General features: G+C 35.7%; 17 protein-coding genes. 7 read left to right on the forward strand and 10 right to left on the reverse strand.

The features are described from left to right. Nucleotides 1-24: 24 nt before the first annotated feature. The gene (locus ACUN0F_RS08015; protein WP_445539341.1) at nt 25-756 is read left to right on the forward strand and encodes a MerR family transcriptional regulator; all 732 of its coding nucleotides are present in this window, start codon (nt 25-27) and stop codon (nt 754-756) included. Between the two features lie 30 nt (nt 757-786). Here the strand turns inward: ACUN0F_RS08015 and ACUN0F_RS08020 are convergent, their stop codons facing one another. Continuing rightward, nucleotides 787-1365: a YhcN/YlaJ family sporulation lipoprotein gene (locus tag ACUN0F_RS08020; protein WP_000744033.1), complete on the reverse strand. Its 579-nt coding sequence runs from the start codon at nt 1363-1365 to the stop codon at nt 787-789. 115 nt (nt 1366-1480) lie between these two features. On the opposite strand from ACUN0F_RS08020, the gene ACUN0F_RS08025 reads away from it, so the two are divergent. Continuing rightward, the gene (locus tag ACUN0F_RS08025; protein WP_002008894.1) at nt 1481-1792 is read left to right on the forward strand and encodes a YutD family protein; all 312 of its coding nucleotides are present in this window, start codon (nt 1481-1483) and stop codon (nt 1790-1792) included. A gap of 36 nt (nt 1793-1828) precedes the next feature. On the opposite strand, the gene ACUN0F_RS08030 is transcribed toward ACUN0F_RS08025, so the two are convergent. The 3 genes from ACUN0F_RS08030 to glpX form a co-directional block, all read right to left on the reverse strand. Next, nucleotides 1829-2326, reverse strand: coding sequence for a cytoplasmic protein (locus tag ACUN0F_RS08030; protein WP_264461629.1), 498 nt, complete (start codon nt 2324-2326; stop codon nt 1829-1831). A gap of 373 nt (nt 2327-2699) precedes the next feature. Continuing rightward, nucleotides 2700-2966, reverse strand: a complete 267-nt coding sequence (locus ACUN0F_RS08035) for a DUF3055 domain-containing protein (RefSeq protein WP_000392614.1) — start codon at nt 2964-2966, stop codon at nt 2700-2702. A gap of 16 nt (nt 2967-2982) precedes the next feature. Further along, the gene (gene glpX / locus ACUN0F_RS08040; RefSeq protein ID WP_000439090.1) at nt 2983-3954 is read right to left on the reverse strand and encodes a class II fructose-bisphosphatase; all 972 of its coding nucleotides are present in this window, start codon (nt 3952-3954) and stop codon (nt 2983-2985) included. 147 nt (nt 3955-4101) lie between these two features. Here glpX and ACUN0F_RS08045 point away from each other — a divergent pair, with 147 nt between their 5' ends. From ACUN0F_RS08045 to ACUN0F_RS08060, 4 genes are all read left to right on the forward strand, one after another. After that, entirely contained in the window at nt 4102-4542 is a 441-nt protein-coding gene (locus ACUN0F_RS08045; RefSeq protein WP_000274003.1) for a DUF86 domain-containing protein, read from the forward strand. 86 nt (nt 4543-4628) lie between these two features. Continuing rightward, nucleotides 4629-5261, forward strand: a complete 633-nt coding sequence (locus ACUN0F_RS08050; protein WP_445539342.1) for a helix-turn-helix transcriptional regulator — start codon at nt 4629-4631, stop codon at nt 5259-5261. Nucleotides 5262-5368: 107 nt separating this feature from the next. Then, on the forward strand, nt 5369-6133 hold the full coding sequence (locus tag ACUN0F_RS08055; RefSeq protein WP_033662784.1) for a TIGR01457 family HAD-type hydrolase: 765 nt from the start codon (nt 5369-5371) through the stop codon (nt 6131-6133). 113 nt (nt 6134-6246) lie between these two features. After that, on the forward strand, nt 6247-6777 hold the full coding sequence (locus ACUN0F_RS08060) for an iron ABC transporter substrate-binding protein (RefSeq protein WP_327987230.1): 531 nt from the start codon (nt 6247-6249) through the stop codon (nt 6775-6777). A gap of 34 nt (nt 6778-6811) precedes the next feature. Here the strand turns inward: ACUN0F_RS08060 and ACUN0F_RS08065 are convergent, their stop codons facing one another. From ACUN0F_RS08065 to ACUN0F_RS08085, 5 genes are all read right to left on the reverse strand, one after another. After that, nucleotides 6812-7393, reverse strand: a complete 582-nt coding sequence (locus ACUN0F_RS08065; protein WP_000683429.1) for an NAD(P)H-dependent oxidoreductase — start codon at nt 7391-7393, stop codon at nt 6812-6814. A 544-nt stretch (nt 7394-7937) separates the two neighbouring features. Further along, entirely contained in the window at nt 7938-8753 is an 816-nt protein-coding gene (locus tag ACUN0F_RS08070; protein ID WP_264461627.1) for an HAD family hydrolase, read from the reverse strand. Beyond that, nucleotides 8750-9862, reverse strand: coding sequence for a cysteine protease StiP family protein (locus ACUN0F_RS08075; RefSeq protein WP_264461626.1), 1113 nt, complete (start codon nt 9860-9862; stop codon nt 8750-8752). Before ACUN0F_RS08075 ends, ACUN0F_RS08070 begins: the two co-directional genes overlap by 4 nt. A 5-nt stretch (nt 9863-9867) precedes the next feature. Further along, nucleotides 9868-11214: a phosphoribosyltransferase family protein gene (locus ACUN0F_RS08080; RefSeq protein ID WP_193673620.1), complete on the reverse strand. Its 1347-nt coding sequence runs from the start codon at nt 11212-11214 to the stop codon at nt 9868-9870. After that, on the reverse strand, nt 11159-12262 hold the full coding sequence (locus tag ACUN0F_RS08085; RefSeq protein WP_193673619.1) for an HpcH/HpaI aldolase/citrate lyase family protein: 1104 nt from the start codon (nt 12260-12262) through the stop codon (nt 11159-11161). Before ACUN0F_RS08085 ends, ACUN0F_RS08080 begins: the two co-directional genes overlap by 56 nt. A 163-nt stretch (nt 12263-12425) precedes the next feature. Here ACUN0F_RS08085 and ACUN0F_RS08090 point away from each other — a divergent pair, with 163 nt between their 5' ends. Next, nucleotides 12426-12911 (forward strand): GNAT family N-acetyltransferase, encoded by a 486-nt coding sequence (locus tag ACUN0F_RS08090; RefSeq protein ID WP_445539343.1) that lies wholly within the window; start codon nt 12426-12428, stop codon nt 12909-12911. A 17-nt stretch (nt 12912-12928) separates the two neighbouring features. On the opposite strand, the gene ACUN0F_RS08095 is transcribed toward ACUN0F_RS08090, so the two are convergent. Beyond that, complete coding sequence (locus ACUN0F_RS08095; RefSeq protein WP_000665100.1) at nt 12929-13420, reverse strand: phosphatidylglycerophosphatase A family protein; 492 nt, start codon at nt 13418-13420, stop codon at nt 12929-12931. Nucleotides 13421-13509 lie beyond the last annotated feature (89 nt).

Genomic DNA, 13509 nt, shown 5'->3' on the forward strand with positions numbered 1-13509 from the left:
GTATGTATTAAGGGGGAGATACACATGACAATGAAGGTAAAAGAAGTAGCTAATTTAGTTGGAATTAGTGTGCGCACACTGCATCATTACGATGAAATTGGGTTATTAACCCCAGACGAGACGACAGAGTCTGGATATCGTCTGTATTCCAATGAAAATTTAGAGACACTGCAGCAAATTTTATTTTTTAAAGAGCTAGGCTTCCCTTTGAAGAAAATTAAAGAAATTATCATGAGTCCATCATTTGACCACGAAGAAGCACTACAGCTTCATAAGAAAATGCTTCTTGAAAAGCGTGCCAGATTAGATAAGGTGATTGCGACGATTGATAAAACAATTCAGCATACAAAAGGAGAGATTGAAATGACGAATAAAGAGAAATTTGAAGGGTTCGATTTCAGCCATAATCCGTACGAAGAAGAAGCACGTGAACGATGGGGAGACGCAGCTGTAGATAAAGCGAATGAATACGCGAAAGATATGTCAAAAGACAATCAAGAAGAGTTTAATACGATTTATAGAAATTTAGCGGCGCTTAGACACGGCGCACCAGATTCTAAAGAGGCACAAGAAGCAATCGGGGTATGGTACGATTACTTGCAAAACTTCGGAGAATATTCATTAGATGCTTTTAAAGGACTCGGTCAAATGTACGTCGCTGATGAGCGCTTCACGAAAAATATCGATAAGTTTGGTGAAGGTTTAGCACAGTTTATGTGTGATGCGATGGAGGTTTATGCGGATCGTAAGAAATAGTAAAAAAGGTGGAGGTTTTCTCCACCTTCTTTATTTTTTAATCATATCATTCAAAGTCTGATCCCCCGTATTGTTTAAATGAGGATTTTTGCTCATTTCTCGCTTTAGCATGTCGAGGCTCTGTGTATATTCTGTATCATTTAACGCGCCAGATTGAAGCCCTTGAATTTGAGAAATCAACTTTTGGTCTGTTGATACATATGCTTTATAATAGCGAGGGACGATGGACAAAGCAGCTTTATATACTTGATCTGCTACGAGTTTTGGATCCGTTGTGTTTGCACGGTATACAACAAATACTTCATCATCGGTAACGAGAGTAGCAGCGTTTGTAACGTCAGGAAGTTTGACTGTCATGCTTGTAATCATTTCAGCGACTTTCTCACGGTTAATGGCTCCTACTTGTTTGTTAGATACTTCATGTTTTTGTTTAGATGAATAACCGACTCTCGTTAATCTTGTATTTGTATTTTCCGTATGATACATGTCGTTTTTATTGGAAACAAGAACACGACTTCCTTCTTCACGTTCCATTTCGGCTTTATTAGATGATTGACAGCCTGCGAATAAGGAAAGAGTGAGGAGAGAGAGTATAATTTGTTTTTTCACGATGTATCACCTCCTTCTCCATAGCATGCACTAATTTTCAATTTTTTGTATTTGAAATTGTTGGTTGGTATGCTTTGTGATACGATAAAAAGAAGAATGCTTAGAGAGGAAGTTAATGATGGAGCAAAAGCAAGAGCAAGAGATGCATGCTACGGTGAGCATTAATAATGTGCAGTACGAAGTAATTAAAAACTTTCGTGACGGTTTTAGTGAAGAAGCATTTAAAGAGCGTTATGCAGAAATTTTAAATAAATATGATTATATCGTTGGGGACTGGGGTTATGAGCAACTTAGATTGCGCGGCTTCTTTGATGATAGTAATCAACGTTCGACATATGATACGAAAATTAGTACGTTAACGGAGTATTTATACGAGTACTGTAATTTCGGTTGTGCACACTTCGTATTACGAAAAGTGAAGAAATAAAAAAATCCTCTTACGATTGTAAGAGGATTTTTTGCATTATAAACAAATCGAGATATGATCGCCTTCAGAAAGTATTGCATTTGGTTTCATTTGTTGTCCGTTCAATTGAATATCCCCATTTTTAATTTTATCCACAATGAGTGTACGGCTCCAGTCGGAAATATATGTGGATAAAGCTTTATCCATTCGGTGGGAACCGAAAACGATATCTAATACGATCGTGATTTCCACTATGCCGTTTTCTTTATGTTGCGTAATGGAAATAGTAGTAGTTGTTTCTATTTGATCTTGCTGCGTCATATCGACTGTTTCAACGTGATCAGTAAATGCTTTATAAATACGAAGTTTTTGATTCCACGTATGATCTTTCGGACATTTATAAATGGCAAATCGGTATATATTTTTTCCATTGGCGTTATGCCTACGAATATTCGTGTCAGTAAATAGGGTAGTGCGTCTGCAATTTTTACAATACTTTTCGATTGTATTTTGCTCGTTTTCATATAAACTCCAAGAAAGTTGTACTTTTTGCATTTTCCTTCACCTCTTATAGTAGTGGCAAAGAAACGTAATACAGCTATTTGGATGTCTTGTAGTATGAAGACATGAGGAAAAGACAAAAATAAAAGGAGGTTCCCCAAAGAGGAACCTCCGTAAACATCATACTACAGATGCGTTACGCTCCTTTGTAATGGGAATGGGCAGACTACTCCCTTGAAAAAGCACGGTGCTTTTTTGAGAGTAATGCTATCCAATTGCTGGTCCATTACAAAGTAAATGTCGGCATACGTATATAACGTCCTTTCTATCCAAATAGATTTATTCTTAATTATAACATATTAGTTAGAAAATTTAAAATACTTAAAGTGAAAAAACACCAGCTAAAATAGCTGGTGCCTACGATAAATTATATAAGTTCAAATAAAAATGAGCGTAGTTCTTCTGCAATTTCTTCAGTCATAGAAAATGCATGCTCTAAGTAGCCTGGTTCGTTTAAATCGTCAGGACCGATGATTGCAAATCTATTGCGCTGTATATCAAGGACAATTGTTTTACCGTAATGACGATCGGAGTATAAAAGCGCTAAATCATGACGCTCATTTTCTCCCATAAAGCTAACGAAACGAGTTCTTGTAGCGACTGTATCGTCGTACAGAAAGAAACGTTCTTCCATACACATGGCTCCTTTATTAAATATCTAAGTTTAAGTGTGGTTTATGATCTAAATGGTGATGCGTTTTAATGAATCGTACCGTTCTTGTTTTGTAACGCATAACGATAGAATATGTTTCAGCTAGATCTCCGCCAAGGAATTTAACACCGTCTAATAACTCACCAGCAGATACACCAGTTGCTGAGAAGATTGCATCATCCCCAGATACTAAGTCATCTAACATAAGAAGTTGACGAGGATCTTCTAATCCCATTTCACGACAACGAGCTTCTTCTTCTTCGTTCATTGGAACTAAGCGAGCTTGCATTTCACCTTCAAGGCATTTTAATGCTGCTGCAGAAATAACACCTTCTGGAGCTCCGCCAATACCAACGAATAAATCAATACCCGTTCCAGGTAGTGCTGTTGCGATTGACGCACCAACATCACCATCACCAAATAATTTTACGCGTGCACCTTTTGCACGAACACGGTCAATAATATCTTGATGACGTTCACGTTCTTGCACGATAACTGTTAGATCACGAATCTTTTTATTGTTAGCTTCTGCTACAATTTCAATTGTTTTTTCAATTGGATCATCTAAGCTAATTTTACCAGCTGCTTTTGGACCAACCGCGATTTTTTCCATGTACATATCAGGAGCATGAAGAAGGTTTCCTTTATCTGCGATTGCGATAACTGCCATTGCATTTGCAAGACCTTTTGCAACGATGTTTGTACCTTCTAATGGATCAACGGCGATGTCTACTTCTGGACCGTTACCTGTTCCTAGTTCTTCACCAATATACAACATCGGTGCTTCATCAAGTTCTCCTTCACCAATTACAACTGTACCTGCCATGTTTACCGAATCAAACATATCACGCATTGCTGTAGTTGCTGCATCATCTGCTTCGTTTTTCTTTCCGCGGCCCATCCACTGTGCGGATGCTAATGCTGCTGCTTCTGTTACACGGACAATTTCTAGTGCGAGTTCACGTTCCAAGATTCCATTCCTCCAATTTCAAAAATCATACAAATATAACTATAACAAATAACGGAGAAAAGGTGAATTCGAAAAATTGTCGATTTTTTCAGAAGAAAGCGTTACAATTAAAATGTAAATGCTTTAATTTCCAGGTAGGTGACATTCATGTATTTTGTAGACAGAAAGAAAATAGAACAAATGCTAGTATGTTTAGAACGAGCAACAAGTACATTTCAAGAGAAAAAGATATATGAAACCGAGTTTGAATTTTACGCATTAGAACGCATAGCTCATCTCATTATTGATTGTGTATTAGATGTAGGGAATGCGATGATTGATGGATTTATTATGCGCGATCCAGGAAGTTATGAAGATATTATCGATATTTTGATGGATGAGCGAGTGATAAGTGCAGAAGAAGGACAAGGAATGAAAGAAATTATCCTTCTTCGAAAAATGCTTACGCAAGATTATATTCAAATGAATCATGATGAATTATATAAGACGATTCAAAAACATATTGCAGTGGTAGAGAAATACCCAGCAAATATTCGCAGTTATTTAGAGAAGGAATTAGGACCTGTATCTGCATTTGTACCAGAATAATTATGCTTATAAGATCCCCAGGACTGCCTTTTGGGGATCTTATATTGTATGTGAGAAAGTAAAGGGAAAAGGGAGAAGGGTTAAGCATGGGGGAAGTACGTACGACGAAAGATGAAATTGTACAATTGTTGAAAGTAAAGGGAGAGCACACGGTAGCGGAACTAGCTGACGTTTTAGAGATTACAGAAATGGCGATCCGAAGACATTTAAGTAATCTTGAGAAAGATGGTTTCATTTATTCTAAGATGGTAAGACAACATGTCGGAAGACCAACTTATTTGTATGGATTAAGTGAAAAGGGAGAAGATACATTCCCGAAGGAGTATAAGCAATTTGCGATTGATATGCTAGAAGATTTAGCTCGAATGGGTGATGAAAAAATACTTCGTTACGTTTTAACAGAGAGAACGAAGCGAATGGAAGAACAGTTGCAAAAGCGAGTGAGTAATCAAAAGAATTTAGCATATAAAGTGCAAGAGATAGCAGCTATGCAAGAGAAAAATGGTTATATGGTTCAAATAAAGAGAGATGGAGAGAACTCTTTCGTAATTGAAAAACAAAACTGTCCGTTAAAAGAAATTGCAGAGAGATTCCCGCAAGTATGCGAAGATGAAAAAGAGATGTATAATCGTTTATTTGCAGGAGCGGATGTAAAGACGTTAGCAAACATGTGTGAGGGCGATTGTAGTTGTTCTTACCAAGTAAAAGAGAAAAAATGAACGTTATGGGGCGCTTTAAGGTAAAGCGTTTTTTTCTTTTTGAAAAGCGGGTAATATAAGAGTGGTATGATAGGTGAGAACGTTAGCATAGAAGGAGAGACATAATGATGTATAAAGGTTACTTAATTGACTTAGACGGTACGATGTATCGCGGAGAAGAACAAATTGAAGAAGCGAGCGACTTCGTAAAAGCGTTAGGAGAGCGCGGTATTCCTTATTTATTCGTTACGAATAACTCAACTCGTAAACCAGAACAAGTGGCAGAAAAACTTGTTCGTTTCGATATTCCAGCGGAAGCAGAGCAAGTATTCACAACGAGTATGGCGACAGCGAACTTCATTTATGAACGTAAACAAGACGCAACTGTATATATGATTGGTGAAGAAGGCTTACATGATGCGCTTGTGGAAAAAGGATTTGAACTTGTGGATGAAAATCCTGATTTCGTTGTTGTTGGTTTAGATCGTGACATCACATATGAAAAATTAGCAAAAGCTTGTCTTGCTGTGCGTAACGGTGCAACGTTTATTTCTACAAATGGAGATATTGCCATTCCGACTGAGCGCGGATTATTACCAGGTAACGGTTCATTAACATCAGTTGTAGCAGTATCAACAGGCGTGGATCCAATCTTTATCGGAAAACCAGAATCAATCATTATGGAACAAGCTCTAAAAGTGCTGGGCATAGAAAAAAATGAAGCATTAATGGTTGGGGATAACTACGATACAGACATTTTAGCGGGAATAAATGCTGGCATGCACACCCTTCTTGTCCACACTGGAGTCACAACTGTGGAGAAGTTAACAGAATATGAAGTACAACCGACGCAAGTTGTGCATAACTTGACGGAGTGGATTGAGAAAATGTAATGAAAAACAGGTAGCCGGAAGAGGTTACCTGTTTTTTTATGCATAATCGCATATGTACTATAAGTATATAAAATGTAAAATTTAAATGTAATGATACAAAGGAGGGAATAAGAGTGTACTGGATGTCATGTATTATGTTTGTTTTTACATTATGTGTTTTGTTCTTTGTTCTATGGAAAATATATAAAATAAATGAAATGAAAAAAAGCGCGGGAAAACTCATTGCAATGTATCCTCGAGTGAAGAGACGGTGGATTGCGTTACTTGGGCCAGCATATTTCATTGGACAATGTATGTATATATATGCTCAGTACGTAAGTGGCAATATTGATACAGCTGAACAGTTTCTTATTCAGTCGGGTAGTTATGTTATAGCAAGTTGTTTTATGACTTTAATAGCTATCCATCTTATTAAAAGTGTACAAATATATGAAAAAGGTGTAATAGATGGATTGAACTTTTATTCATATGAAGAATTAAAAGGCTATAAAACATCAACATGGGAAAATCCAAAAGAAAATATATTTTTATATCGCGGGCGAGAAAAAATGAATGACAATGTGAATTTACTTATTAGACAAGAAGATATGAGTGAATTAGAAAGCATTCTTCAAAGATATATTCCGAAATTGATGATGAAATAAAAAAACTCCGGTTGTTAAAACCGGAGTTTTTTTATTAAAACGCACGATTCACAACATCTTTAACTTCTTCAAGATATTGCTTACGCACACTATCATCCACAGAAGGAACACTCGTATAGAATGTATGCTCAATTGTTTCGATGCCTGTAAATTCAAAAATACCAACATCCGCTGTTTTCTTCATTGCGTCAAACATACCGCCTGCTGTGTATGCTTCTTTCGAATTTCCCATTGTGGATAATAATAAGCCTTTTTTACCGCTTAATAACTTTTCAATACCATTTTCACCGTAAGCATAAGCGAAGCCATGGCTAAATACACGGTCAACGTATCCTTTTAAAATAGCAGGAAGACCCGCCCACCAAACTGGGTAAATGAATGTAATGCTATCAGCCCAAGAGATATGCTCTTGTTCTTCTTTAATATCTTCTGGTGTGTTTCCTTGAGAAAATGAGATGAAATCGGAAGCGCCTAATACTGGATTGAAGTTTAACTCGTATAGATCGCGAACGCGTACTTCATGACCTTTTTCTTCTAACTCACTTTTTACAGTTTCTAAAATCGCATGGTTGAAGCTTTCTGTATTTGGGTGTGCATAAACGATTACATGTTTCATTGTTATTCCTCCTATTTGTGGATATGTGAATGGTTTCTCTGTAACCATTATTGTTACTTCTTTTGCGAAAGTCAAGTAATACATATGTATAAAAAGACGCCTCAAATCGTCTTTCTATACCCCACTCATACAAAGAACAAAGAAAACAAATAAAATGATGACAATACCAATGCCGAAGTTAAATACGAGAGTACTATCCATATTATGTAACCTCCTTGTTTGAAAGTAAAAAGCACTCTAGCCAAGAGTGCTTTTTTATTTTGAGTCTACTTCACAACTTTTAGAAAAAGATTCATGTGTGTAAAGAGTTACATTATTTTATGTGTTTATGCTTTGAAATGAGTAAGTCCTTGTCAGGTATAGAAAAAAAGACACTCTTTTGAGTGTCTTTAACGATGACAAAATGTGCCAATTGCTTGAGTTTGATAAGGCGTTAATATCCGTTTTAACGCCTTTTCTTTGATCAAGAAGTGTAGCAACAGCGATTCAAATAAATTGTACCATTTGTTTTATAGGTGTGCGTATGTAATTATGCATATTTTAATTATGAGGTAGGTAATGAATTATGAATAATTTGAAGTGATTTACTTACGATTTCTTCTGCGGCATATATGCCGATTGTATCTGTTTTTACAATATGGGGTTGTAAGTGATTATATGTTGCGCCTAATTCACCGTGAAGTGGTGCGAAGGCATAGTTAGCTTTTTCAAGCATGCATAAATCAAGTAAAGAATCCCCAGCTGTAATGATAGTGTCTATTTGTAGCACTTCTTTTATATATTGCACAGCATCCCATTTGTTAATAGGCTTCGGTACAAAATATAATTTTCTACCTTGAAGTGAATGAGCCCAACCTTGTTTGTCTAACCAAGAAATGAAGGATGTTAATTCGTCATAAGGAATGTTCTCCCGTTTAATGATGCAATAGTGGAATAAATCATCAGCTGTTTTTTGTGATATAACCCAATCTTTATGAGCGATTTGTTCAAATTCCTTTAGTATATCATTTCTCTCTAAACATTCTACTGAAAGTCTTTTTTTTATTTCTTTGTTCCAAGTAATATCTTGCTTGCCGTTATAAAGGATATTACCACCGTTACTTGTAATGGCATATTCAGGAATGATTTCATTTTGGAATAAAGCAATACGCTGAAATTGTTCAATCGTTCTTGTTGTAACTGGGATAAAATATGAATACAGTTGCAATTTTTTTAGTAGTGAAATGGTTTTATGTGATATGAAAGAAATTTCTTTTCCGTCTAAAGTTTCAATGAGCTGAATTGACTCATCTTCTATATGAGCACGAAATGATTTTCGGGAATAAATAAGCGTCTGATCAAGATCACTGGCGAAAATCATATCGTTTCCCTCCTAAGAGGCTTAATGAGCCCGCAACATGAATAAGTCATATTCTCATATATTTCAATAGGGACATTCTTTTCTTTAGCAAGAAGTAAAATATGCTTTAAATCGGGATTGTTTTGCTTACGTATTAAAATTTTCCACGGTATTCTCCGGAGTAATACGCGAGTTGTTTCACCGACTCCTGGTTTAATTAGGTTAATATCGTCAATTTCAAAGTGAGTTTGGATAGACTGTATATCTTTTAATCCTTGCCAAGATGGATCGGTGTATGTTGAAGTAATATACTGTAATTGATTATCTATATGAGAATGAACAGAAGGGAATAAATCTGTTACCTCATCGATGAAGAAATTTGATAAATCTTCTTGTTCTAGCTCTTTATAATATTTAACACCATGAAAATCATTTGGGCCAATATAGGTGTCATTTAGTACAGTGCGGCTAATTAGTCCAGAGACGGTTGCATTTAAGCAAGCACAAGGGATAAGAAAATCTTCGCGTGTACCGTAAATTGAAGTACAGTACCCTGGATCAGCAAGTACAGCCATACAATGAGAAAGGTGTGTATTATTTCTCTCGTTAAATGTATGCACTGTATGTTCCAATTCCCTTTTTATTGCACCCTTTCCAGTCCACCCATCAATGAATTGAATTGTTTCTTTAGGGTGATGTTCTAAAATATAGTGAAGTGCATTTTCATCGATACCGCGTCCGCGAATAATGGAAATACAATAGTGAGGTACATCAAGGTTATATTGATAGCGTATGTAGCGTTTTATAAGAATACCGATAGGTGTACCAGCACGAGCTAATGAGACGAGGACAAGATTCGTTCCTTTAGTCTGTATAATTTGTTCAGCGACAACTCCAACTGAAATTGCTAGTTTGTGCTTGTATTGTTGCAGGGAAGAAAAGAATAAATCCATATATGCTTTAGATGGTTTATATTCCACTGGTAACATTTCAGAATAATGTGTGCCAGTTTGAATTGCCTGTTCTCTAGTTTCTGTGGAACTTTCTTTCATTAAATCACTAATATCTTTTAATAGAAAAATAGCATCATTTGGATCGTAACTACTAATATGGGAATTTACTTTTACCATAATTATCAACCTTCCTTTTCTATGCTATTTGAAAATGAGACGATATGAATACAGGGAATAACTGTTTGTAACTGATGTAGAAGAGGAAATAGAGCTTCTTCTCCTACATCATGTTCCATAAAAACAAATACTTCATCGTAATCATGAGGTGAAATATTATAAAAGTAATTTGTAATAGTAGAATCTTCGGGACTTGGATATGGGAAATGATTATGAATGGCGTAGTTCACATCATTTGAAACAGGGTGGATAGGACTTCGTGTTGTAGATTGATATAAAATATTTTTACCCATTTCAGCAGCGATTTTCATTGGAATATACATAAATTCACCCGTTCCGAGGCAGAGCGTTCGTTTTCCAATTCTCTTTCTTTGTAGCATTTTTCCTGCTTCTTGAGTAAAAGAATGAATGTGCTTTTGTTCATATGATGAAATGCCAAAGCGTCCAGTATATTTTATGTAATTTGATGTATAGGGTAATGTTGGACAAGTAATGGTATGCTTTTTGAAATAAGGTTTTGTTTCTTCAGTTTGCATAGTTGGTTTTGAAATATTCAACGGTTGGCCAGTTGTATGAATGATTCCTTCTAATAACGAAATAACATGAATTTTTATTTGAAGTTCTTCTTCTAGTTGTTTAAATTGTCTTCTATTAGTATTAGAACGCCAGTCTAATAAAGAAGCAATGGTATATTCTGCTCGTGGAAATTGCTGTTGAATGGACCTGATAATATTTAGTGCGGTTTTTCCGGTTGTCATCTCATCATCTACAAGAACGATTGAATTATTGTTTTGAAAAAAGCTCTTATCGACATAACAACGGTGTGATGTTGCATGGGAATGTTCTTCCTCAAATGTAATGACAGATTCGAGATTGGGTATCGATTCCCTAGTTGTATGTACATACTTTGCATTTTGAAAGCATTGAAACATAGAATGGCCAAGTGCTGTTGCTGTTTCAGCGAATCCGATAAATAACACTTCTTCTTGCAAGGGATATTGATAATGAAATACTTCTTCTGGAATTTCATCAACTTCTAATGAAATAAGATTTAAAATTTCTTTTTGAAATGGATGAAAAGCATTATGTAGTATTTCCATATATCTTGCAGCGAGAGCAAATCCACTTGCTAGAGAGACTGCAGGTTTAATAGGAAGATGCTTTCCAAGAATTGTACTCACAAATAAAAAACTCCGCTTCTTATTTATCCTTGCTGCCATTTGAAAAAGATTATCTAGCGCTAAATTATATGGATTATCACGTACTTCTACATGAACTTTTATATTATTTAAAACGTTATACGTGTTGTTTTGCGTTTGTAATAAGGAGATCGGTGAATTGTTTGTTTTCATGTAGCACCCCGTAAATATTAGATTTTAAAATGGTTTTGCGAGCCCAGTTATAATGGGGCTTTACTTCATTCATTTTGTTAGCAAAACTGCTTTTTAGCACTCCGTTATACGTATCTGCATTTTGTAAAATTGACCTTGCGTCTAAATAATCTTCCATTGTGACAATGTGCATTGCTTGTACAACTTTAATATGAGATGGGTGAATAACTGTCTTTCCGATTAATCCATTTGTATGGTCAAGCGATACCTCTTGAATGAGCCCTTCTTCGTAATCATTAGAAAAATATTCCCATACACATCCTGAAATAACATATTCCTTTGTTGCTCTGGAGAAAATATTAATAATGTCTGAAATACAATCACGAACAACAGTAATATGATAGATTGGTGTGTATTTATTGCGCCGAATACCAAATATACTTGAAAAATCAGTGGCACCAATACGTACATTTAAGATGTAATCACGATAGGAATCTAGTAAATCTTTTATTTGTAATAATGACTCTACACGTGTTTCTTTATACATAATTTCTGGTGATTCTAAAATCGGCATCCCATAAAGGGATAATGAATATAGCTCGTTTATATATGCAAGCTGATTGATATAAGTCTTTCCATTAACGGGTGTGAATTTTGGAAAGACAAAACCACATAAACAATGAACAGCACTACCTAATTCAGTAACAATTGTTCTCATTTGACTTGGCTGTCGAACTCTAATAAAAAGAAGTGGGATGTCTGCCTGATTTAGTATGTTGCCACTGACTAAGTTGGCGATTTGCTGTATTTGAACGACGATATTTTGCTCTGCAAGTTTTACTTCCTCATCGCTAATAGAGTCTTCTAGACAAAAGATAATTGAGGTAGCTTCCACATGTTTTTTTCTAATTATATCTTCCGCGATAGTTTCTTTCGTACCAGGAGTATACAGTGTAGCCCCTAATGCATACGCTAATTGCTCTTTCTCTATACTTTTTGAAAAACTAATAGGTTCTTTATAGAAAAAATTTTGACGTTCTTCTAAGGAGAGATAAGAAAAGTAATTCAAATTGTCACCACCTTATTTCAAATGATTCTGTTTAATCGTAACATAATAAGAAAAATCTTCCATTGAAATAAAGCGAGAAACTTAAAAAACATATTGAGAAAGATGAATTATAAGATGAATATCGAATATTGTTAATAGAAATATAATAGGGGGAGAGAGAAGGATGCATATACATAAGTTAACGGTAGAAGAAGCAAATGAGGTAAATACGTGGACGTACGAAGAACCTTATAATTTGTATAGTTTTTCAGGCGAGGAAGAAGTAATAAAAGAATTATTAGATGGGACGTATTATGGCTGTTGTGACGATAAGGGAGAGTTTATCGGCTATTTTTGTTTTGGGGAAAATGCACAAGTACCAGGTGGAAGAGATGCTCATTTATATGATGGAGAAGATGTAATTGATATCGGACTTGGCATGAAGCCAGCGTTAACAGGGAAAGGGCTGGGAAAAATGTTTTTTCAAGCGGGGATAGCATTTGCTGCGAAAGAATATAAGCCAAAAACGTTCCGACTTAGTGTAGCGACATTTAATACAAGAGCGATTACGCTATATAAAAATATAGGTTTTCAGCAAGGTCCTATTTTTTTGAGTCGCGGAAGAGAATTTATGCTCATGAAATATGAAAGACCGTCAGTATGGAACTGACGGTCTTTCATATTTTATTATTCCGAATGCTCAGCTCTGTGTGCTAAACGGCTTGAAGCAGCGGCAGCGATCCCGCCAACGATATCATCAAGGAATGTATGCACCTTTCCAGATGATTTATCATTTAAGAATTCTAAAATACCAGGTTTTAATTTATCGATATATCCAAAGTTCGTGAAACCGATAGAGCCGTACACATTAACGATAGAAAGTGCGATCACTTCATCAATTCCGTATAAGCCTTCATCACGTTTTACGATATCTTGTAACGGCTCACTTAACATTCCTTTTTCAGCAAGGACATCGAGTTCGATACCAGTAATCAGTGCGTTTTGTACTTCACGTTTTGATAATACACGCTCAACGTTATAACGGCATTCTGACATCTCTAAATTTGGATGATATTTTTTTTGAAGAAAATGAACAAGCTCAGCAATATCGTCAATTGTTACACCACGTTCTTGTAATAGTTGTAATGCTCTTTCTTGTAGTTGATTTGATTCTTTCATGTTTATCACCTTTTTTTCTTTTTAGTATTTGTATACGTTTCGTTGCTTTATCATGTGCATAGGAATGAAAGGCGAGCACAAGCTCATAT

It is taken from the genome of Bacillus sp. 1A (genome assembly GCF_052682215.1).